Annotated in this window: 25 protein-coding genes; 14 read left to right on the plus strand and 11 right to left on the minus strand. The window is 46.7% G+C overall.

Annotation, left to right across the window (positions count from 1 at the left end; genetic code table 11):
• From HY200_07760 to rpsB, 9 genes are all read right to left on the minus strand, one after another.
• Nucleotides 1–747: ABC transporter permease (locus tag HY200_07760; protein ID MBI3594839.1), on the minus strand; the 747-nt coding region annotated here is incomplete at its 3' end.
• Nucleotides 748–755: 8 nt separating this feature from the next.
• A complete protein-coding gene (gene alr / locus HY200_07765) occupies nucleotides 756–1,901 on the minus strand; it encodes an alanine racemase (GenBank protein ID MBI3594840.1) in 1,146 nt (381 codons plus the stop codon).
• Nucleotides 1,885–2,571: a tetratricopeptide repeat protein gene (locus tag HY200_07770; protein MBI3594841.1), complete on the minus strand. Its 687-nt coding sequence runs from the start codon at nucleotides 2,569–2,571 to the stop codon at nucleotides 1,885–1,887. Before HY200_07770 ends, alr begins: the two co-directional genes overlap by 17 nt.
• On the minus strand, nucleotides 2,564–3,139 hold the full coding sequence (locus tag HY200_07775) for a C39 family peptidase (protein ID MBI3594842.1): 576 nt from the start codon (nucleotides 3,137–3,139) through the stop codon (nucleotides 2,564–2,566). Before HY200_07775 ends, HY200_07770 begins: the two co-directional genes overlap by 8 nt.
• A 19-nt stretch (nucleotides 3,140–3,158) precedes the next feature.
• A complete protein-coding gene (locus HY200_07780; GenBank protein MBI3594843.1) occupies nucleotides 3,159–3,590 on the minus strand; it encodes a PA2779 family protein in 432 nt (143 codons plus the stop codon).
• A gap of 11 nt (nucleotides 3,591–3,601) precedes the next feature.
• Nucleotides 3,602–4,159, minus strand: a complete 558-nt coding sequence (frr, locus tag HY200_07785) for a ribosome recycling factor (protein MBI3594844.1) — start codon at nucleotides 4,157–4,159, stop codon at nucleotides 3,602–3,604.
• A gap of 17 nt (nucleotides 4,160–4,176) precedes the next feature.
• Nucleotides 4,177–4,878 carry a UMP kinase gene (locus HY200_07790; protein ID MBI3594845.1) on the minus strand — a complete coding sequence of 234 codons (702 nt, stop codon included), beginning with the start codon at nucleotides 4,876–4,878 and terminating at the stop codon, nucleotides 4,177–4,179.
• Nucleotides 4,879–4,919: 41 nt separating this feature from the next.
• A complete protein-coding gene (gene tsf / locus HY200_07795) occupies nucleotides 4,920–5,522 on the minus strand; it encodes a translation elongation factor Ts (protein ID MBI3594846.1) in 603 nt (200 codons plus the stop codon).
• 176 nt (nucleotides 5,523–5,698) lie between these two features.
• Entirely contained in the window at nucleotides 5,699–6,478 is a 780-nt protein-coding gene (gene rpsB / locus HY200_07800) for a 30S ribosomal protein S2 (GenBank protein MBI3594847.1), read from the minus strand.
• A 244-nt stretch (nucleotides 6,479–6,722) separates the two neighbouring features.
• Here rpsB and HY200_07805 point away from each other — a divergent pair, with 244 nt between their 5' ends.
• The 14 genes from HY200_07805 to HY200_07870 all read left to right on the plus strand — a co-directional run bounded on the left by HY200_07805 (nucleotide 6,723) and on the right by HY200_07870 (nucleotide 20,877).
• Nucleotides 6,723–7,934 carry an acetylornithine transaminase gene (locus HY200_07805; protein MBI3594848.1) on the plus strand — a complete coding sequence of 404 codons (1,212 nt, stop codon included), beginning with the start codon at nucleotides 6,723–6,725 and terminating at the stop codon, nucleotides 7,932–7,934.
• Nucleotides 7,931–8,881 (plus strand): ornithine carbamoyltransferase, encoded by a 951-nt coding sequence (argF, locus tag HY200_07810; GenBank protein MBI3594849.1) that lies wholly within the window; start codon nucleotides 7,931–7,933, stop codon nucleotides 8,879–8,881. Before HY200_07805 ends, argF begins: the two co-directional genes overlap by 4 nt.
• 19 nt (nucleotides 8,882–8,900) lie before the next feature.
• Entirely contained in the window at nucleotides 8,901–10,103 is a 1,203-nt protein-coding gene (locus tag HY200_07815; protein MBI3594850.1) for an argininosuccinate synthase, read from the plus strand.
• A complete protein-coding gene (gene argH / locus HY200_07820) occupies nucleotides 10,104–11,507 on the plus strand; it encodes an argininosuccinate lyase (GenBank protein MBI3594851.1) in 1,404 nt (467 codons plus the stop codon).
• 144 nt (nucleotides 11,508–11,651) lie between these two features.
• The gene (gene lysA, locus HY200_07825; protein ID MBI3594852.1) at nucleotides 11,652–12,908 is read left to right on the plus strand and encodes a diaminopimelate decarboxylase; all 1,257 of its coding nucleotides are present in this window, start codon (nucleotides 11,652–11,654) and stop codon (nucleotides 12,906–12,908) included.
• A gap of 163 nt (nucleotides 12,909–13,071) precedes the next feature.
• Nucleotides 13,072–13,452, plus strand: a complete 381-nt coding sequence (locus HY200_07830) for a hypothetical protein (GenBank protein ID MBI3594853.1) — start codon at nucleotides 13,072–13,074, stop codon at nucleotides 13,450–13,452.
• Between the two features lie 30 nt (nucleotides 13,453–13,482).
• The gene (locus HY200_07835) at nucleotides 13,483–14,313 is read left to right on the plus strand and encodes a diaminopimelate epimerase (GenBank protein ID MBI3594854.1); all 831 of its coding nucleotides are present in this window, start codon (nucleotides 13,483–13,485) and stop codon (nucleotides 14,311–14,313) included.
• A 45-nt stretch (nucleotides 14,314–14,358) separates the two neighbouring features.
• Nucleotides 14,359–15,255: a 4-hydroxy-tetrahydrodipicolinate synthase gene (locus HY200_07840; protein MBI3594855.1), complete on the plus strand. Its 897-nt coding sequence runs from the start codon at nucleotides 14,359–14,361 to the stop codon at nucleotides 15,253–15,255.
• Complete coding sequence (gene dapB, locus HY200_07845; GenBank protein ID MBI3594856.1) at nucleotides 15,252–16,052, plus strand: 4-hydroxy-tetrahydrodipicolinate reductase; 801 nt, start codon at nucleotides 15,252–15,254, stop codon at nucleotides 16,050–16,052. Before HY200_07840 ends, dapB begins: the two co-directional genes overlap by 4 nt.
• 1 nt (nucleotide 16,053) lies before the next feature.
• Nucleotides 16,054–16,566, plus strand: a complete 513-nt coding sequence (gene folK, locus HY200_07850; GenBank protein ID MBI3594857.1) for a 2-amino-4-hydroxy-6-hydroxymethyldihydropteridine diphosphokinase — start codon at nucleotides 16,054–16,056, stop codon at nucleotides 16,564–16,566.
• Nucleotides 16,563–17,216 carry a deoxynucleoside kinase gene (locus HY200_07855; GenBank protein ID MBI3594858.1) on the plus strand — a complete coding sequence of 218 codons (654 nt, stop codon included), beginning with the start codon at nucleotides 16,563–16,565 and terminating at the stop codon, nucleotides 17,214–17,216. The genes folK and HY200_07855 overlap by 4 nt, the downstream gene beginning before the upstream one ends.
• 12 nt (nucleotides 17,217–17,228) lie before the next feature.
• Complete coding sequence (locus HY200_07860; GenBank protein ID MBI3594859.1) at nucleotides 17,229–18,083, plus strand: pantoate--beta-alanine ligase; 855 nt, start codon at nucleotides 17,229–17,231, stop codon at nucleotides 18,081–18,083.
• A 123-nt stretch (nucleotides 18,084–18,206) separates the two neighbouring features.
• Nucleotides 18,207–19,916, plus strand: a complete 1,710-nt coding sequence (locus HY200_07865) for an Ig-like domain-containing protein (GenBank protein MBI3594860.1) — start codon at nucleotides 18,207–18,209, stop codon at nucleotides 19,914–19,916.
• 37 nt (nucleotides 19,917–19,953) lie between these two features.
• Nucleotides 19,954–20,877, plus strand: coding sequence for an NHL repeat-containing protein (locus HY200_07870; protein MBI3594861.1), 924 nt, complete (start codon nucleotides 19,954–19,956; stop codon nucleotides 20,875–20,877).
• Nucleotides 20,878–20,958: 81 nt separating this feature from the next.
• On the opposite strand, the gene HY200_07875 is transcribed toward HY200_07870, so the two are convergent.
• On the minus strand, nucleotides 20,959–21,159 hold the full coding sequence (locus tag HY200_07875) for a cold-shock protein (GenBank protein ID MBI3594862.1): 201 nt from the start codon (nucleotides 21,157–21,159) through the stop codon (nucleotides 20,959–20,961).
• Between the two features lie 221 nt (nucleotides 21,160–21,380).
• The coding region (locus tag HY200_07880; GenBank protein MBI3594863.1) for a hypothetical protein at nucleotides 21,381–21,924 on the minus strand (544 nt) is incomplete at its 5' end.

The following is a 21,924-nucleotide window of genomic DNA, read 5'->3' on the forward strand; positions in this document are numbered from 1 at the left end:
CGTGGTTAAGAAATAATCTGTGACGAGGATCAGTATCATTGAAATCACGACCGCGCCTGTCGTGGCTTTTCCGACCCCGACTGCTCCTCCTTCGGTAGTAAATCCTTTGTAAGAACAGACAATGGAAATCAAGATACCAAACACGCAGGCTTTAAGCAAGCCCCCGTAAATATCGTTTCCTTCAAGAAATTCGGTAGTTCTTCTGACATAGATGACCGGATTGGCAGACAGATACTCCACGGAAATAAAATATCCTCCAACAATTCCGATCAGGTCGGCAAATATCGTCAGGATTGGAAGCATGATCAGTCCGGCAATGAGCCTTGGAATGATCAGGTATTTGACGGGGTTGACGGCAAGCGTACTTAAGGCGTCAATCTGTTCTGTGACTCTCATTGTTCCCAATTCCGCCGCCATCGCAGCCCCGGCGCGGCCAGCCACGATCAGACCGGTTAAAACCGGCCCCAGTTCACGGGTGAGGGAAAGGGCCACCACGGTTCCCACCAGATTTTCCGCGTGAAACCGCTTGAATCCCGTATGACTTTGAAGTGCCAGAACAAGTCCGGTTGAAAGGGAGGTGATCAGAACGACAGGAATCGACTGGACGCCGATCGCTTCCATCTGCTGGATAATATTTCTAAAATAAATAGGGGGGGTGAAAGTCCAACGGAGCGCCTGAGAAAAGAGGGAAAATGCTCCCCCGACCTTTTTTAATAGGTCGAGCGTCTGCCTTCCCAATTTTTCTATGCCAAATTTCAAGAAATGTCCTTATAGATTCTTGGGACCCTTTTTCCAATGCCGCAAAGTACTTCGTATGGAATCGTGCCGATCCAGCCGGCCACTTCTTCCGCTGAAATAAACTCTTTTCCCTGTTTTCCGATCAGGACGGCCTCATCACCGATTTGAGGGGCTGTAATATTTGTGACGTCAACCATCGTCATATCCATACAGACTCTCCCGACAACGGGCACCCTCTTCCCATGAATCAGCACTTTACCACAATTAGAGAGCGCTCTCCAATACCCATCTGCGTAACCGACAGGAAGCGTTGCGATGGTGCTCTGACAGGGTGTAATAAAAGTGCCGCCATAACTGATGGGGGTTCCTGCAGGGACCGTTTTCAAATGGACAATTCGGGTTTTAAATGTCAGGACGGGTTCCAGAGAAAAGGGAGGTTTTTTGATAGATGAATAACCGTAAAGGCTGAGTCCGGGTCTGACAGGATTGGATTTTAGATTCCGAAGAGAAGCAATCGCCGCGCTGTTGGCGAGGTGAATTTGGGAAATATTCAGGTGAAAGGCGTCCAGATCGGCGAGGATTTTTTCCCAGAGGCGAATCTGGCCTGAAAGGTTTTTAGATCCGATCCGATCCGCATCGGCCAAATGCGTCATGATCCCTTCGATTTTAATTCTTTTGTACCGAAGTATCTTTTTGATAAAGGTTATGAGCTCTTCGGGCAGAATCCCCAGTCGTCCCATCCCGGTATCAATCTTGATGTGGACCGGTAAAGTGACCCCCTGCGACTCAGCTTCCTTTTCCAGCAATGGGATCAAGGCGCTCTGAAACAGAACAGGGGTCAGCCGGTAATCCACCAGCGAGGGAATCTGCTCCTTCAGAATGCTTCCCATCACAAGGATCGGAAGCCGGACTCCCCCTTGACGAAGCTCTATTCCTTCCTGAACCAGTGCCACGCCCAGGACGGAAACGCCTGCCTCTTCCAGCGTTTGAGAAATTCTGACCGCGCCATGACCGTAAGCATCCGCTTTGACAACGGCAATGATCTGGCGCTCCGGACCGATCCATTTCCGAATCTCGCCGAGATTATGAAGCAGGGCGCTCAGGTCGATTTCGGCAACCGTAGGAAAGAATTCCTTTTTATCCGCTTTAGTGGCTTGGGGCATTTTCATGGACAGGAGGGAGATCGTTTTCCGGAGATTGAATTTCCATTTCAATTATCTTCTCATGAATTCTTTCAGCTTCACTCGTTCTTTTGAGACTCAGCAGTATCTTTTCGAAGTGATTCAGAAACTCCTTCTCCTGGACGGGCTCTCCATTAAATCCGAGGGACTCAGCTCTGCTCATGACATCGAGAGCACGTTCCCATTGCCCCTTTTTTTCGTAAAGTGTTCCGAGCGTGTCGAGATAAGATGCCGAATGATCGGGATCGTTTTCAATCGCCTGAAGAAGGAGCGTTTCCGCCCGCTGAAGGGATTTATTTTCCGTGATATAGATCCAGGCGAGATTATTGTAGGCCTTCCCGTAATGCGGGTTTGCCTGGATCGACTTGAGGTAATAGGTTTCGGAAAGTTCCCGTTTTCCCTGTCCAGAGTAGATGTTGGCCATGTTGGTATAAGTCTCTTCCAGGAACGATTTTTTCCGGATGACCTCCTCATATTCCTTAAGCGCGAGATCATTTTCTTTTTTTTGCTCATAGGCAAGTGCCAGCTGAAAATGTTCACGCGCCGATAAGGGGTCGTGTAGTTCGACTATTCGGGGTATATGGCCGCATCCTGCCAAGCCTGCGAAAACCAAAAGTATCATAACATATGCAAAGGTAAAATATTTACCCATTTTTATCTTCGGGAGGATGGGCGACCAACATCCAGTTATCGGTGCTCTGCCACTGGTTCGTAAATGTTCTATAGGTTACTTTTTCAAATTCATTTTCGCCGGAATGAAATATCAGTTCCTGACGAACGTGATCGTAACCCACGATGACAATATAATGTCCAAGGGGGAAAAAAGCATTCCCAAGATTAAGAAAAGCAATGACCGGGCGCTTGATTCTGATCTGGCGTTCAATTTCCTCCAGGGAACCGGGCGGAAGCTCGGTTTCAAATCCCTTCGACCGTGCGAAAGTGACTAAATCAAAGTTAAAGGTTCCTTTAATTTGGGGAAGATAGATTGCCTTTGAGATCTCCTGCTGGGAAATGTTCATTCCCCAATAGGCAAAGATCGATTGAAGAGATGCCGGTCCGCAGAACTGGTCTTTCTGAGGAAAAAATGGAACGTCCGGAATCAGGAACGCCTGTTCCGGGAAAGAATTGGTGATCCGGGGGGGAAGAGAAGCATGACATCCCGCCAGAAAAACAAAAGCGAGAAGACAAATTCTGCTGAAGGCGAGACGAATTATTTTCAAATAGTCTTGGCGAGCTCTGTTATCTCGTAATGATGACTTTATGTCCGGAGAGCTGTAAAAGTACGACGACAAGGATCGCGATGACCAGGAGCGCGATTATAAATCCGAGGGGATCGTCTCCTCCGCCTGCCTGGATGGCGTCAATTCTCGACGAGATCCGATGGAGTTGATCGTCGGTGAGTTGGTTGACACGGCTCGATATCTGCTCGGGAGACAATCCAAGATCTTTTAGTCGTTGTTGAAGAATTTTGGATTCAAGTATTTTTTGAATATTTTGAATACTTTGTTCTCTCGAAGGAGTTGAAGAGGCAGTCTGTCCCGCTTCAAGATTTGAAGAGGGGAGAAACATGGCGTAAAGATCTGCCGGGAACGCCCCCATGATTAATAGGGTAAAACAGAGATAGACAATCAATGACTGAGTAACCGAAAGATTGAGCAATGTCCTTTTCAATTTTGAGCCTCCTAGACCTCTAATATTTCCTGTTCTTTCTTATGTATAATTTCATCGAGTTTAATAATACTCTGGTCAATCGTTTTCTGTACCTCATCCTGATTTTTTCTAAGGTCGTCTTCGGACATTTTTGCGTCTTTTTGTTTCTTTTTTAATTCGTCGTTGAAGTCTCTCCGGATATTTCTCACGTGGACCTTGTTTTCTTCACCCATTTTTTTTACATGTTTCACGAGCTCTTTCCTCCGTTCTTCGGTTAAAGGAGGAAAAGAGAGTCGAACGGCTTTTCCATCATTGGAAGGGGTAAGTCCCAGATCCGACTGTTGAATCGCTTTTTCAATTTCTGGAATAACGGAAGTGTCCCACGGCGTAATCAGAATTGTCCGGCTATCCGGTACGGTCAGCGTTCCAACCTGTTTTAAAGGTGTTGGCGTTCCATAAAAATTAACTTTAATTCCGTCCAGAAAAGCAAGTGAGGCTCTTCCGGTACGGACTCCGGAAGCTTCTTTCCTGAAATGTTCAATGGCGGCTTCCACTTTTTCCTGCAATTTCTTCTTAATTTCTGCATCCATGTATTATTTCTTGCCTTTCAATGAACCAGGGTCCCAATTTTATCCCGTTCGGCGACTTTCCTGAAATTGCCGCGATTCTTGACATTAAATACAATGATTGGAAGGTTATTATCCATACACAACGTGACTGCCGTGGTATCCATGACTTTGAGACCTTTTTTAATGACATCCAGAAACGAGAGAGAATCAAATTTAACGGCATCCGGATGTTTCATCGGATCTTTATCAAAAATCCCTTCGACTTTGGTTCCTTTGATAATCACATCGGCGCCAATCTCCATGGCCCGCAGAACGGCCGCAGTGTCCGTCGTGAAATAAGGGTTTCCGGTCCCGCCCGCAAAAATAACAACTCTCTTTTTTTCAAGGTGTCGGATTGCTCTCCGGCGAATATAGGGTTCTGCAAGCTGTTTTATTTCAAGTGCGGATTGAACCCGGGTAAAGACCTGGTTTTTTTCAAGAATGTTTTGAAGCGCTAGCGCGTTTAATATGGTGGCCACCATTCCCATGTAATCGGCGGATGTCCGCTCCATTCCCTGCGCGGCAGCGGCAATGCCGCGAAAGATATTTCCTCCGCCAATGACGATAGCGACTTCCACGCCGAGGTGGTAAACCTCCTTGACCTCATGGGCAACCAGTTCGAGGACTTTGGGATCGATCCCATAGCCCTGGTCTCCGGCGAGCGCTTCTCCGCTGATTTTTAAGAGGATACGCTTATACATAGTGCTTTAGATTGATCCCTGTGAGGATTTTGATAGGCGTGTTAAGCCCCGACTCTGTATTTGACGAACCGTTTGATCTGAATATTTTCGCCAATTTTGGCGATTTTCTGGTTGAGAAGATCTTTAATTTTCAAATCAGGATTTTTGACAAAAGACTGCTCGAGGAGACAGATATCGGAAAGAAACTTATCCAGTTTTCCGGTTGCAATCTTTTCTAAAACCGCAGGAGGTTTTCCGGCTTCGGAGGCCTGTTTCACGTAAAGTTGTTTTTCTTTTTCCAAAATTTCCGCCGGCACGTCTTCTTTGGCCACATACTGGGGTTCGGGCGAGCTTCCGGCAACTTGCATGGCAAGGTCCCTGACCAGCTCAAGAAACTCTTCATTTCGCGCGACAAAATCGGTCTCGCAATTCACTTCAACCAGCACGCCGATTTTACCGCCGGAATGGATGTAGGAGCCGATAATCCCTTCGCTGGTTTTACGATCTGATTTTTTAGCGGCCTGGAGAGATCCCTTCTCACGAAGGTATTCAATTGCCTTGGCGAGATCTCCATCTGTTTTTGCAAGGGCTGTTTTGCAATCCATAATTCCAACCCCGGTCTTTTCTCTTAGCTCTTTAACGATGTTGGCATCTATGACGGCCATGAAATATTTCCTTTTCGCAATTGCAAGACTGATGAAAATGCCCAACTGTTGCGTTCTCGAATCTCGACTTTCCTCAACGTGCCAGTTACCTACGCCTGCGTTGTCTCGATTCCGGGGCCTAGCATTTGGAGAATTTTGATCAGTCTATAAATATCGTAACTTTAATTTATTGAACCTTAGACATGGGTTTCTTTTTCTTCGCCTTCCGCAACGACCGCAATTTCAGAATGTGACAGGGGAGCAGGTTTTGCATCTTCCGCAGCTTTTGCCGCGATCATGTTTTTCCCTTCGATCACTGCATCGGCAATTCGGGCTGTGAGTAACTTGATCGACCGAATGGCATCGTCATTTCCTGGAATAATGTAATCAATTTCATCCGGATCGCAATTGGAATCCACAATGGCCACGGTCGGGATACCCAGCCGGTTGGCCTCTTTCACAGCAATGCTCTCTTTCTTGGTATCAATGACAAAAATGGCGCCGGGAAGTCTTTTTAAATCTTTAATTCCTCCCAGGGCCTTTTCAAGCGACGTCATCTCTTTTTCAAGCTGGGAAACCTCTTTTTTCGGGAGTTTTTCAAATGTGCCGTCCGCTTTTTGTGCTTCAAGTTTCTTGAGTTTCTCAATGCTCTTCCGGATGGTCTGAAAATTGGTCAGCATTCCTCCCAGCCAACGATGGCTGACAAAATACATTCCGCATCGTTTGGCCTCTTCCCGAACAATACTTTCTGCCTGGCGCTTGGTTCCGACAAAAAGGATAGAGCCGCCGTTCGCGGCGGTTTTTCTCACAAATTCATAGGCTTGGCTGAATAATTTGACGGTCTGCTGAAGATCAAGGATGTAAATCTGATTTCGTTCGCCGTAAATATAGGGCTTCATTTTCGGATTCCATCTTTTGGTCTGATGACCAAAATGGACCCCCGCTTCTAACAAATCTTTCATAGCAATTTGAGACATGAAAAACACTCCTTTGGTATGGGTTGGATCCGCTGCTTTCCGATCTCATCTACTTTTCCCTCTATCCTGTTTCTGAACGATAGACCCGGATAAGTGATGGAAAGCATGTGAATTTTAATTGAAGAAAAAAAGTACCACAGTGCTTCGTTATTTTCAACCTAAAAGTTAATATTTTGGATTGTATTTCAAATGATATTAATGGTATCTTAAAACTTTTTTGAGTTTGTATAAATGGTCAAAAATGATGAAATCGATGACATCTGAAGAACTGATGCGTCTATCCAATCAGTTTATTATGGGTACTTATAACCGCTCGCCTCTGGTCATGCGAGAAGGGAAAGGAAGCAAGGTTTTTGACCCGGAAGGTAAGGAATACCTCGACTTCATCAGCGGTATCGCCGTGAATACCTTTGGGCATTGTTTCCCCCCTATTGTTTCCGCAGTTCGAACCCAGTCTGAAAAATTAATTCACGCTTCGAACCTTTACTATAGCGAACCTCAAATTTACCTCGCTAAACGATTAATTGAACTGACATTTGAAGGGAAAGTATTCTTCTGCAACAGCGGCGCCGAGGCCATTGAGGCAGCCATTAAACTGGCCAGAAAATATTTTAGCGTTCGTGATAATGCGGCACGGTTTGAAATTATCAGTATGACCGGATCCTTCCACGGGAGGACCTATGGCGGAATGAGCGCTTCGGGTCAAGAGAAACTCTGGAAGGGATACGAGCCGCTTCTGCCCGGGTTCAAACATGTAGGTTACAATGATCTGGAAGAAGCAGAGAAGGCTGTTTCGGAGAAGACGGCCGCCATATTGGTAGAACCGATCCAGGGGGAGAGAGGGGTTGTCGTTCCTTCGGGAACCTATTTAAAGGGGTTACGTGACCTGGCCGATCGGCATGGCTTGCTCCTGATTTTTGATGAAATTCAAACCGGATTAGGGAGAACGGGTTCTTTATTTGCCTATCAGAAATCCGGAGTGATCCCGGACATCCTGACGCTGGCCAAAGGACTGGGAGGAGGCATGCCGATTGGTGCGATGATTGCTACGAATCGGGTCAATCAGGCCTTTTCATTTGGTTCCCACGGTTCGACATTTGGCGGAAATCCAGTTGCCTGCAGTGCGGGCCTGGCCGTCCTTGAAACATTGACTTCGGATGGTTCGCTCCTTAAGAATTGCAGCCGGTTGGGAGAATTGATTCTGGATCAGTTCAGGAAATGGCAAGTCCGCCATTCCTTTATTAAAGAGGTTCGGGGAAACGGTCTGCTCATGGGTATGGAACTTCTCGTCGAAGGACGGCCAATCGTATTAAAATGTCTCGAGAAGGGTCTTTTGATCAATTGCACTTCCGAAAAGGTCCTTCGCTTTGCGCCATCTTTGTTGGTTACCGATGAGGAGGTTGCAAAATTTATTCGTATTCTCGGTTCTGTTCTTGAGGAGATCGCCGGATCATGAAGAGAGATTTGTTGTCATTGCAAGACCTGTCAGTCGAGGAGATTGAAATTCTGATTCTCCGGGCCATGGATCTTAAAGAAGAGATCAAAAAAGAAATTCTTCACCAGAGACTGAAAGGGAAAACGCTCGGGCTCCTGTTTGAAAAAGCTTCAACCCGGACCCGGGTCTCCTTTGAAGTGGCGATGGCCCAATTAGGAGGGCATTCCATTTTCCTTTCGACTTACGACATCCAGCTTACGCGAGGAGAAACCATCCGGGACACGGCCCGGGTTCTTTCTTCTTATATCGACGGACTGGTGATCAGAACATTTGCCCAGGATGTGGTCGAAGAGTGGGCCAGGTTTTCCACGATTCCGATCATCAATGGATTAACCGATCTCCATCACCCCTGCCAGATTTTATCGGATTTGATGACCCTGTTTGAAAAGCGGGGCAATCTCAAAGGACTGACTCTGGCCTATCTGGGTGACGGCAACAACGTTGCCAATTCGCTGCTGGAGGGGACGTCCAAGGTCGGGATGAATATCAAAGTGGCTTCACCGAAAGGGTATCAACCGAAGGAATCGATCGTGGCGGAAGCCAAAGCGCTTGCCGCAAAGAACGGAAGCCGTGTCGAAATCATGACGGATCCCAAGGAAGCGGTCAGGAAAGCAGATGTCATTTACACCGATGTCTGGGTCAGTATGGGGCAGGAGCTTGAAAAGAAGGGGTTTAAAGAAATTTTCAAACCTTATCAATTAAACAGCGAAATGCTGAAACTGGCCGATCCGCAAGCACTGGTCATGCATTGCCTCCCGGCACACCGTGGCGAGGAGATTACCGATGAGGTGATCGAGAGTAAGAGCTCCGTCATTTTCCAGCAGGCCGAGAACAGGCTCCATATTCAGAAAGCGTTGCTGGAAATGTTACTCAAAAAGCCTGGAAAGTCCTCTTCAAGCCGTAAATAAAATCTCGAGAAAGGAAATTATGGGCAAATCCGACGCAAAGAAAGTCGTCCTGGCTTATTCTGGCGGCCTGGACACCTCGGTGATTATTACCTGGTTGAAAGAAAATTATCGATGTCGGGTGATTGCCTTTTGCGCTGATCTTGGACAGGAAGAGAATCTCTCCGAAGTACGAGCTAAAGCGATCAAAACAGGGGCGGATAAGGTCTACGTCGAGGATCTCCGGGAAGAGTTTGTCAGGGATTTCGTTTTCCCCATGCTGAGAGCGGAAGCGATTTATGAAGGAGAGTACCTGTTAGGAACTTCTATTGCACGTCCGTTAATCGCAAAAAAGCAGATCGATATTGCCCGGAAAGAGAAAGCGGATGCGGTGGCCCATGGTGCAACCGGCAAAGGGAATGATCAGGTTCGATTTGAATTGACCTATTTTTCCCTTATGCCATCGGTGAAAATTATTGCTCCCTGGAGGGAGTGGGCATTTCGATCGAGGGGGGACTTAATAGATTATGCAAAGGAGAACCAGATTCCGGTTACGGCTTCGCGCTCCAAACCGTATAGTATTGACCGAAATCTTTTTCATACCAGCTATGAAGGAGGGATTTTAGAAGATCCCTGGAAGGAGCCTCCTTCCGAAATGTTCCAGATGACGCTTTCCCCCGAGAAGGCACCACAGAAGCCGCAGATTCTCGAAATCGGCTACGAAGGGGGAAATCCGGTGGCTCTGGACGGGGAACAGTATTCACCCGCAAACCTTCTTAGCCGGCTTAACCGGATTGGAGGAAGACATGGCATCGGTCGGGTGGACCTGGTTGAAAACCGTTATGTTGGAATGAAATCCCGCGGCGTCTATGAGACCCCGGGTGGAACGATCCTTCACAAGGCACACAGGGCCCTTGAATCAATTACCCTGGACCGGGAAGTGCTGCACCTGAGAGATTCGTGGATCCCGCGGTATGCGGAACTGGTCTATTACGGTTATTGGTATTCACCGGAACGAAAAATGCTTCAAGTCGCGATCGATCAATCCCAGGAACGGGTAACCGGAATTGTTCGGTTGAAACTTTATAAAGGAAATTGTCTGGTCATGGGGAGAAAATCAAAGAATTCCCTCTATCAACATTCTCTGGCAACGTTTGACCAGGAAGACGTTTATAACCAGAAGGATGCAGAGGGCTTCATCAAACTGAACGCGCTGCGGCTGAAATTGCAATCGAGAAAATTCTAAATGGCGGTAAAAAAAGAGAGTCATAATAAAAAACTATGGGGGGGCCGTTTTTCTGAAACGACCCGATTGAATGTCGAAAAATTTACCTCTTCCATTCATTTCGATAAAAGACTTGCGCGTTTCGACATTGAAGGGAGCATTGCCCATTGCAAGACGCTTCATCGCGCCGGAATCCTTTCAAGATCGGAATCGGCCAAAATGATTCAGGGGCTGGAAACCATTCAAATTGATATTGAAAAAGGAAAGTTCAAGTTTTTGGAATCGGCCGAAGATATTCATATGAATATCGAATTAAGGTTAATCGAAAAAATCGGGCCTGTCGGAGGAAAACTTCATACGGGGCGAAGCAGGAATGATCAGGTTGTGTTGGACCTCAGGCTCTATTTAAGAAGCGAAGCGGAGGAAATCCTGGGACTTTTGAATCACTTGCAAAAAGTAATGATTCTTCTGGCTCAAAAGCATCTCGAAGCCGTTATGCCCGGATACACGCACCTTCAGAAGGCACAGCCAGTCCTCTTTTCACATCATATTCTTGCTTATTACGAAATGTTCGAGCGGGATAAGGAGCGAATGGGAGATCTATTAAGAAGAGTGAATGTGATGCCGCTTGGATCGGGAGCGCTGGCGGGTTCCGGATTCCCCCTGGATCGCGAATATACCGCCCGCTTGCTCTCGTTTCCGTCAGTCAGCCAAAACAGCCTTGATGCCGTCAGCGACCGCGACTTTGTTATTGAATTTCATTCCTTTGCTTCAATCTGTATGATGCATCTATCGCGTCTTAGCGAAGAGCTCGTCCTCTGGTCGTCTTCCGAATTTGGTTTCGTGGAACTGCCGGATGGTTTCTGCACGGGAAGCAGTATGATGCCGCAAAAGAAAAATCCCGATGTTCCCGAACTGATCCGTGGAAAGACAGGACATGTTTACGGAAATCTGGTTTCGGCTTTAACCCTGATGAAGGGGCTTCCCCTTTCGTATAATCGCGATCTTCAGGAAGATAAAGTACCCCTTTTCCAGACCCTGGATCTAATAAAGCCTGTTTTGGCTTTAACTGCCGAACTCCTTTCCGGATTGAAAGTGAATCGTTTGGCTCTTCTGGAGGGAACGAAGTCGGGTTTTCTGCTGGCAACCGATATTGCGGATTACCTGGTAGGCCAGGGAGTCCCTTTTCGCATTGCGCACGAAATTACAGGGAAAATCGTTCGATACTGCATGGAATGCGGAAAAAGTCTGGAAGAACTCACGATCCAGGAATATTGGAAATTTTCCAGACGATTTAATAACGACATTATCGATCTGACTCTAAATTCTTCTCTTGCCAAGAGAGATGTGATTGGCGGGACTGCGAAATCCCGGGTTGTCCAACGGCTGAATCAGCTGAAAAAACGGCATCGAATAGCGGATTGAGGTGAAATTGAAACAGGTTCTGTTTCTGATGGTGCTGATCATATTTTTAAATGGATGTGGAAAGAAGGGAGATCCGATACCGCCTGGAAATCGCTCGCATATGGATTTACAATCTGTCGGAAAAGGCTGGATTTAGAGGGGATAATGGACATTTTTCATGACGTGACAAATCAGCTTTATTGTGAAGAGGTTCCGGTATCTAAAATAGCGTTCGAAGTGGGAACACCGTTCTATCTTTACAGTTACCGATCTTTGACCAGCCAATTTAAGGCTTACGATGCCGCTTTCCAGGATATTCCCCACCTGATCTGCTATGCCGTCAAGGCCAACTCCAACCTGGCGATATTAAAGACTTTCGGAAAGATGGGCGGCGGAGCGGATATCGTTTCAGGAGGAGAACTGTTCAGGTCACTTCGTGCAGGAATCCCTTCTGAAAAGATTGTTTTTGCAGGCGTGGGAAAAATGCGGGGCGAGATTGCGTCCGCGCTTCGGACCGGAATATACCTGATGAATGTGGAGTCTTTTCAGGAACTTCAGCTCATCGATGAGGTCGCAAAATCCGAAAGAAAGACCGCTCCGGTTGCCATTCGAGTTAATCCCAGCATCGACCCAATGACCCATCCTTATATTTCAACCGGAATGAAGGAGAGCAAATTTGGAATTGATATGGAAGAAGCCCTGGAAGTGTATTTGGAAGCCAAATCCCTGACCCATGTCAAAATGATCGGAGTGCATCAGCATATCGGGTCCCAATTGACCGAATTGGCCCCTTTTGTTGAAGCGATTAAAAAAGTGGCAGAGTTTATTCAAAAGGTAAGATCCCATGACATCCACATTTCGGTTCTCGATATCGGGGGTGGTTTGGGAATTCCCTATGAGGGAGAATCCGCTCCGAGCCCTTCTGAAATGGCGGCTGCCATTATTCCAATATTGAAGCCGCTCGGTTGCCGGATTATTCTGGAGCCGGGGCGGTCCCTTGTCGGAAAAAGTGGTTCTTTGATCTCCCGGGTCCTATATACTAAAACTTCTTCCGACAGATCGTTCGTCGTAGTCGACGCGGGAATGTCTGAACTCATCCGTCCCTCGTTGTATCAGGCCTATCATGAGATCCGTCCTCTCGTTCAGGCAGACCGGCCTTTTAAAAAAGTGGACGTGGTAGGACCGGTTTGCGAATCGGGTGATTTCTTTGCGAAAGAACGGGAGATGGGAGAGCTTTATCCGGGTGAATATCTGGCGATTATGGATGCCGGAGCCTACGGATTTTCCATGTCGTCTCATTATAATTCCCGGCCGAATGTCCCCGAAGTCCTGGTGAATGGGTCCCATTTTTCCGTGATCCGCGAGAGAGAGGACTTTGAGGATCTGGTGCGGCGGGAAAAAATCCCTCCTTTTTTAACCTGATCATCGATAAGAGCCTATCTGCGGCGTTCTCGTCGCTCGGTAATGCTCACGTACTAACTCTGTACGCTCCGCTTACCTCGCTTCTGCGGCCTTGCAGATAGACCCCTCTCAATGATCAGCCTTTTCAAGCGGTTTTCCATTCATTCAGGTGAAATAGACAAAATTGACTGAAGAAGAGAGTGTTTTAACTAAACCAAAGAAGGAGAAAGTCTTTTTCCTGATCCTGATTATCGTCTCGGGAATCGCGGTTTTTTCCTTATTGTTTTTGGCTTTTGAGGGTGATAAAGTGACTATTTATACCATTGAAAAATATGTGTTAGATCGGGAAGTCTTTGAGAAGGCGTTTCTACCCGAGGTGGATTCGGATGAGAGAAAAAAAATCCTTTCCGATCTTCACCACTTTTTTAATTCCGCCAAAAGGGGTCTTGAATCGAAAGAACGCGTGGCCCAGGTAGGCGGAAAACTTCGGGAAGTCATGGAAGACCGCCAGGTAACCAGGACAGAGGTCCAGGAACTCGAAATTCTCCTAACCGGGAAGCCGTAAATTGCCGGAAAGGCAATTTGATCAACATCAATGAAACAGTCCATCGAATTTTTTAAAATGAGCGGAAGCGGTAACGATTTTATTGTTATCGATAACCGAAATCAGAAAGTAAAAAACAATTCCGCAAAAACTTTTGTTAAAAAAGTATGTACGAAAGGTCTTTCTGTCGGGTCCGACGGCCTGATCCTGATCGAAAAATCAACCAAAGCTGATTTTAAATGGCGCTATTTTAATGCGGATGGCGAAGAGGTGACCTTTTGCGGCAATGGCTCACGATGTGCCGCCTATTTTTCGGTTTTAAAAAAGATTGCGCGTCCTTCTTTGACGTTTGAAACCAAAGCGGGCATTGTATCTGCCGAAGTAAAAAAAAATTCCGTCAAGGTCAGCATGATGCTCCCAGGTCGGATTGAGTTAAATAAAAATCTTTTTTTTAGCCAAAGAAAATGGGAAGGTCATTTCATGATCCTGGGCGTGCCGCACTGGATCCATTTTGCCAAGGATATTGACCTGATCAATGTTTCGGAGATTGGGAGCAGGGTTCGACACCATATGGAGTTTCTGCCGGATGGAACCAATGCGAACTTTGTTGACATTCTGAACGAACGTGAGATCAGAATGCGAACCTTTGAAAGAGGGGTTGAAGCTGAAACACTGGCCTGCGGAACAGGCGCCGTTGCCAGTGTGCTGACAGGACACATTCTATATAATTTGTCATCACCTGTTACGGTCTACCCAAAAGGAAATATCCCGCTGACCGTTTATTTTAAGAAGAGAGATAATGAGTTTTCTGACATTTTTCTGGAAGGAGATTCCAGAGTCATTTATGAAGGGATATTACATCCGGATGCCTGGAATTACTGAAGAAACAAGGATGCGGATACGAGGAGAGAGCCTATGAATAAGAAAATTTTTTCGGGAGTTATGACGGCAATGGTTACCCCGTTTGATCAGAACGGCAGGTTTGATTCACAGATCATGTCCCAGCTGATTGATTTTCAGATTGAGGAAGGGGTTGATGGAATCGTTCCGTGTGGATCCACAGGCGAGTCTGCCACCCTCAATCATCAGGAACATCAGGAGGTGATCGCATTTACCATCAAAATGGCAAAAGGAAGAACCCGTGTGATCGCCGGTACCGGCTCTAACAGTACAGAAGAAGCCATCGCCCTGACCCAGTTTGCCGAAAAGGCGGGTGCAGATGCCGCGCTTTTGACAACGCCGTACTACAATAAACCGACTCAGGAAGGTCTCTTTACTCACTATCAGAAGATTCACGAAAAGTGTCGAATTCCCCTTATTCTATACAATATACCGGGCCGTACCGGTGTCAACATGCTCCCCGAGACGGTGGCTCGGTTGGCGTCGCTTGAAAGGATTGTCGCAATCAAAGAGGCTTCGGGTTCCCTGGTCCAGATGATGGAAATCATCCGCCTCTGCGGAGATCAAATCAACCTGTTATCAGGAGATGACGGGTTGACCCTTCCTGTTCTAGCCATCGGAGGGAAAGGGGTTATTTCGGTGACTTCCAATATTTTTCCAAAAGCCCTGCAAATTCTTGTCGATTCGTTCAATCGGGGAGATATTCAAAAAGCAAGAGAGGTTCACTACCAATACCTTCCCCTTCATGACACGATGTTTCTGGAAACAAATCCGATTCCGGTAAAGGCGGCTCTCTTCCTGATGGGAAAATGCCCCAATACGCTCAGGCTTCCACTGACCCCCCTGTCGGACAAGTACCTGGAAAAAATGAAAAAAGTTTTGCATGAATACCACCTGATTCCATCGGGGAGTTCCGAAGGATGACTTCGATTTTAGTCAAGGGCGCCGGTGGAAGAATGGGCAACAAGATTATTTCACTGATCTTGGGGGATTCCCGCTTTCTTCTCTCCGGCGCGGTTGAAATGAAAGGCCATCCCGCAATTGGCAGGGATGCCGGCGAAATGGCAGGTGTGGGAAAATCTGGTGTCAGGGTTTCAGAAGAATTTCCCCCATCCGTTCAATCCGGGACCGTCTGTATCGATTTTTCCTCCCCAGTCTCAACGATTGCGACCTGCGATTGGGCGGAGAGGCGGGGAGTGCCCCTCGTGATTGGAACCACAGGATTTTCTTCAAAACAGATTGATTCCCTTGGCTCTACGTCAAAAAAAGTGGCCCTGGTTTTTTCTCCCAATATGAGCATCGGTGTCAATGTGATGTTTAAACTCCTCAAAGAAGCGGCTGCGAAAATGTCCCGAGACTACGATATGGAGGTTGTCGAGCTTCATCACCATCTCAAAAAAGACGCGCCAAGCGGAACGGCCCTCAAAATGGCTCAGATCCTGTCCGAGGCGATGGGAGAGAAACTGGAGGAGGTAGCCGTCTACCACCGGCAGGGAATGACGGGGGAGAGGAAAAAGAAAGAGATCGGGATTCAGTCGGTGCGCGCGGGGGATATTGTCGGGGAGCATACCGTCTATTTCGCGGGACTGGGAGAACGTCTGGAAATAACCCATAAGGCGACCTCCCGGGACAACTTTGCGCAGGGGGCGATACGGGCCGCGGAATGGGTGGTCAACAGACCCCCAGGAATGTATGACATGCAGGCCGTTCTGGGATTTTGAGATGATTGCATTCGTCGGAATAGGTGCCAATCTGGGAAACCGGCTGGATACGCTCCAGAGGACGATTGCGAGGATAAGCCGTTTCCCCCAAACCAAACTGTCTGGTCAGTCTTCTTATTATGAAACTGAACCCGTCGGAGGCGTTCGACAGCCGGACTATTTGAATGCGGTTCTTCGGATCGAGACTTCCCTTTCTGCAAGAATTCTTTTAACCCGTTTTCTCCAACTCGAAAAAATGGCTGGTAGAATCCGAACTCTTTTGAACGCTCCCAGAACGCTGGATATCGATCTCCTTTTTTTCGGCAAACAAATTATCAATGAAGAGGATCTCCTGATTCCTCATCCTCGTCTGCATCTTAGAAAATTCGCTTTGATCCCGCTGGCTGAGATTGCGCCCGAATGGAAACATCCTGTCTTTAAAAAGACGGTGCAGGAACTCTTAAAGATGAATACGTCGCCTGAATCGGTCCAAAAGTTAAAGCATGATTTTTCGGAGACTCTTGAAATAAAATGAAAGAGGCGACAAAAGATCATCGTTATATCGCAATCGAAGGGCCCATTGGCGTGGGAAAGACCACCCTGGCGCAAATGCTGGCCAAGGAGCTCAAAGGAAGGGCCATTCTTGAAAAGGTAGATGAGAACCCTTTTCTAGCCAAGTTTTATCACCAACCCGAACATTATGCTTTTCAAACGCAGCTGTTTTTTCTCTTTTCACGCTACCGCCAGCAGCAGGAACTTTTTCAACTCGATCTTTTCTCAAAAAGTACGGTTCTGGATTATCTCTTTGCGAGAGACCAGATTTTTGCGTCGATTAACCTGAATGATGAAGAATTTGTTCTCTATCAGCAGATACAGCAGCTCCTCCAGGGCCAAATTCCGAAACCAGACCTGGTGATTTACCTCCAGGCAGAACCCAAAACTTTATTTCAAAGGATCAAAAAACGGGGAAGAGAGTTTGAGAAGGAGATTGAAGAAGATTACCTGAACCTCCTGATTGAAAATTACAATCAGTTTTTTTTCAATTATGGAGATTCGCCTCTTTTGATTATTCAGACCAATGATATCGATTTTGTCCAGTCGAGGCCGGAGATGGAGGATCTGATCAAACAGATCCGCCAGATGAAAGTCGGTATGCAATATTACAATCCCATGAAAATAAAATAGCCAATCCCCGGCATGAAAACATTAATCAGTCTGAAAGAAATGCAGTCCGTTTCGTCGGCGATTCGGAAAGAGGGGAAAACGGTTGGTTTTGTCCCGACCATGGGGTTTCTCCACGATGGTCATCTTTCGCTGATAAGAGAAGCCTCTCGTCGTTGTGATCAGGTGGTCGTATCCATCTTTGTCAATCCGTTGCAGTTTGGTCCACTGGAAGATTTCAAAATTTACCCGCAGGATCTTGAAGGAGATACGTTCAAGTGTCAGTCTGCAGGAGTTCATTTCCTTTTTGTTCCCAAGAGTGAAGAGATGATTGAAGGAGGGACAAAGTCTTTCATTGTCATGGAAGAAATCATGGATCGATATTGCGGTGCGAGCCGTCCGGGTCATTTTCAGGGAGTGGCAACGATTGTTTTAAAGCTTTTGAACATCGTTCAGCCGCAGAATCTATTTCTGGGGGCGAAAGATTTTCAGCAGACGGTGATTCTTAAGAAATTGGTGCATGATTTCTTTCTGCCGGTCCAGGTCGAGGTGTTACCGACCCTTCGGGAGTCCGATGGGTTGGCAATGAGTTCGCGGAACAGTTACCTGACTCGCGAGGAGAGAAGAGCAGCAACCGTTTTGTATCGGGCGTTAATCACCGGAAGGGAGAAGTACGCTCGGGGAGAAAGAAGCGCTGAGGCAATCAAAAAAGAGATCATGAATGAAATCGAAAAAGAACTTGGAGCCAGAGTCGATTATCTGGACATTGTCCATCCGGAGAGTCTGGAACGGGTCGACCCGGTTATTCCAGCTGCCGTTATTCTCCTGGCGCTATGGATCGGCAAAACCCGCCTGATTGACAATCTCGCACTACCCGCAATGCCCTCTTAATTGTCCTTTCGTCAAAACAAATCATTACAAAATAATCCTTTTATAGATTCGAAGGGTTTAGTAAAATAACCCGGTTTAGGATTAGCTGATTCAATTCGGCGCCATTTATTCAAGGAACTTTTCATGCAAAAGAAAATGCCAAATCGATTCAGGTTTGTTCATGTATTGGGCTTCATCTCTCTTTTAACTCTCACCGGCGGAAGCTGTGACCAACAACTAAAATATATAACGCTCACCCCCGAGAGTCCGACAATCAGCCCGCCGGGTGTAGCGACCGCAGTCAGGTCGGGCGTTGTTAATGTAAGTGCCTCTATTGGAAGCATTTCTGGGAGTGTCCCTTTGACCGTTAGTTCAGCCACTCTTCAATCGATTGTTATTAAACCGGAAACCCCTATTCTGCCCAATAATGTGAACCTGCAATTGACCGCCGAGGGGCACTATTCGGATTTGAGCATAAAAAATATCTCTACACTGGTGAATTGGAGTACCTCCGATGCGACGGTCTCTTCGATTAGTCCTCTCGGTGTTGCAACGGTTGCGAAAACTGGGTCGGGAACTTCGGACATTTCTGCGACGATAAGTGGGGTGTCTGGGCACACCTTATTAAGTTTGGATAGTTCAATAACATTAAACTCCGTGACAATTGGGACTGCAACTACCCTTCCAGTAGGACTGAGCCGGCAATTTTCGGTTACCGCAAGCTATTCAGATAGTAAGCTGTATGATATTACCCCACATGTGGTCTGGAGCTCTTCAAATGGATCCTTCGTTTCGATCGACACAGGTGGATTGGCAACGGCCATTAGTCCGGGTAGCTCAAGTATCAATGCGGCATTAAATGGGAATCCGTTAGGGAATTCACCACTATTTACGGTAACCGCGGCGAATCTTGTTTCGGTGGCTGTATCCAATGCCTCCAATCTAACCACGATTCCTGGCGGGAGGAGTATTCAATATAAGGCGAATGGAACTTTTTCGGATACATCGACCCATGACATCACTTCCCAAGTTATCTGGAGCGTGGATAGTCCGACCAATGTTTTTGTCAATAATACGGGTCTGGCAACCGCAATTGGACCTGCAAATGCGACTTCTACGATTATTGCGACAACGACGCCACCGGGTTTTGTTACGCCGATAAGCGGGAATTCCACCTTGGTGATAAGCCCAGCAACACTTCAATCCATTACAGTAACGCCATTAAATCCCACGATTCCTGTCGGGTCAACTCAAAAATTCACGGCGGACGCGAACTATTCCGACGGAACCAATTATGATGTGACTTCGCTGGTAAGTTGGAGCACCGGAGCGGCAACGAATCCGATTGCCACGATGTTTACCGGAATGGTTCAACAGTTCAGGGCAATGGGGACTTACAATGGCGGAACCGTCGATATTTCATCTCTGGCCGCCTGGAGCACTTCAAGTTCTTCAATGACATCCGTGGCCAATGTTTATCCCTCAGGTTATGCGTTGGCCTTAGGACCTGGAACGGCTCAGATAAGCGCGACGCATGACGGTATCACAGCGAGCACTTCTTTATCGGTCAGCCCGGAAGTGGCTTTGGAATCGATCATGGTCACCCCAGCCAATCTGAATTTGTCAGTCGGTACCAGACAGCAGTATACGGCGACGGGACTTTATCATGATGGAAGTAATAATAATCTAACCCCGTTTGTTACCTGGAGTTCGGACCCAATCCCGAATACGCCCCTTGCAGCTACGATAACCGCCACCGGGTTGGTAACCGTTATCGGTCCGTCTCAATCGAAAGCAATTATTTCTGCTAGGATTGGTTCATATACGGGGAACACTCTGTTGACTGTACCTTAGTTGAAATAAAATAAGAGGGGAGATAAAAAGAACGTAAATGAAATTCCAGCAGAACGCCATTTTGATGATACTGATCTCTTTTGTAGTCATGTTGCAAGGCTGTGGAGACAGTAGTACGGCCCCTGCAGCTGCCACGACGCCGAAAGTTCTCCCGAAAATTTACCTGACTGACTCGTTAAATGGTCGAGTTGTCCGGATCGATGATTTGAGTGGAAATAGTGCCTATTGGACGTCCCGATCCGGATTTTCCAATCCCCAGGGGGTCTATCTCGATTCGGCGGGCAAAATCTATCTTGCGGATACGGGAAATAACCGGATTGTTCGGATGGATGATATCACCGGGACCAATATGACCTTTTTTGCGAATAGCGGGTCGAATCAATTAACCACACCCACAGGAATCTACGTGGATTCTGTCGGAAAGATCTATGTGTCTGATACCGGAAACAACCGGATTGTTCGAATGGACGATATGAACGGCGCGGGTTGGATGGTATTTACAGGTCTAGCTAACCCTGCCGGTCTATTTGTAGATGCTCCCGGGAATATTTATATTTCTGACACCGGAAACAACCGGATCGCAGTAGTAGATCCGACAGGAGTGACTTGGAATTATTTTGGAATCTACGGAAATGGTATTGGCCAGTTCTCAGCTCCTATGGGGATTTTTGTCGATTCATCGAATAAGATTTACGTGAGCGATACGGGGAATAACCGGATTGTTCGAATGGATGATATGAACGGAACAAATTGGACCGTCTTTATGACAAATGGACCGAATCAACTGAATTCTCCTATAGGAGTTTATGTTGATCCCACTGGAAAGATCTACGTCACCGATTCCGGGAATAACCGGATTGTTCGAATGGATGATATGAATGGATTGAACTGGATATCTTTAGGCATTTACGGTGGGGGAATCAACCAGCTAAACCAACCCTCTTTTGCCGTGATTCAATAAAAAAGCCGTTGCTTCATTATGGAGCAACGGCTTCCTCAAAGACTTATTCAATCAAATAAGCCCGTTCAAATTTGGATAGAATTAGATTTTGACTACTGACGCGGCCTGAAGACCTTTTGCGCCAGTCGTGATTTCAAATTCAACCGCTTCCCCTTCGTTCAAGGATTTATAACCATCTCCCTGAAGCGCCGAGTAATGAACGAACACATCTTCGCCATTTTCCTGAGAAAGAAATCCATAACCTTTGCTCGCGTTGAACCACTTGACTGTACCTTTAACCATGAAACACCCTCCTTAAATAATTTGTTTTGTCTTTGTCTTCCGAACGATTATTTTGAATTCTGAAAAAAAAAGACCCCAGAAAAACTTTATCTGCGGTCTGCTTCGTTCCTTATTTAAATTTTAAAAACTTAAAAATTCAAGAAAACCGTAATGATCAGACAAATTGTCTATTGGTAAGGTACCACATCCTTTCGGATCACGCAAGCTCTTTTTTTGAATAACTATTTCTCATCGATTACCCTGCTGGCATCATTCAAAATGGATCTGGGTATTTCAATGTTGAGTTTCTTGGCAGTTTTAACGTTTAATACCAAACGATATTTAAACAGATGGCCCGGATTTTGACTTTTTCCGGTCAGGACATCATCAACTTTCAGACTCCCCTGACGGCCGACTTCTTTATAGTCCGGAGAAAGCGAGAGAAGCGCTCCCGCATCGACAAAACTTTCAGAAAAGGCCATAAAAGGGATCTTTTCGTCCATAGTATAAGTAAAAATGAACGGTAGACTTTCTTCGGAGTAGACCGTTGAATCGGGAACCATCCAGACGGCATCCACCTGACCCCTCATCTGTCGGATCGCGTTGGGAACCTCGTTTCGACTATGAATCTCGAGCGTTTTGATTGATAATCCAAGATTTTGAGCCTCATCCACTGCTTTAGCCACCAATTCACTCGATATATTCGGGTCAAAAATGATGCCGATACGTCGCAATGCCGGAAGGGTTCGTTTGAGGATCTTGAATTGTTCCGTCGGAGGAACATCC

The organism is Nitrospirota bacterium (assembly GCA_016194305.1).
Lineage (GTDB): Bacteria > Nitrospirota > Nitrospiria > JACQBW01 > JACQBW01 > JACQBW01.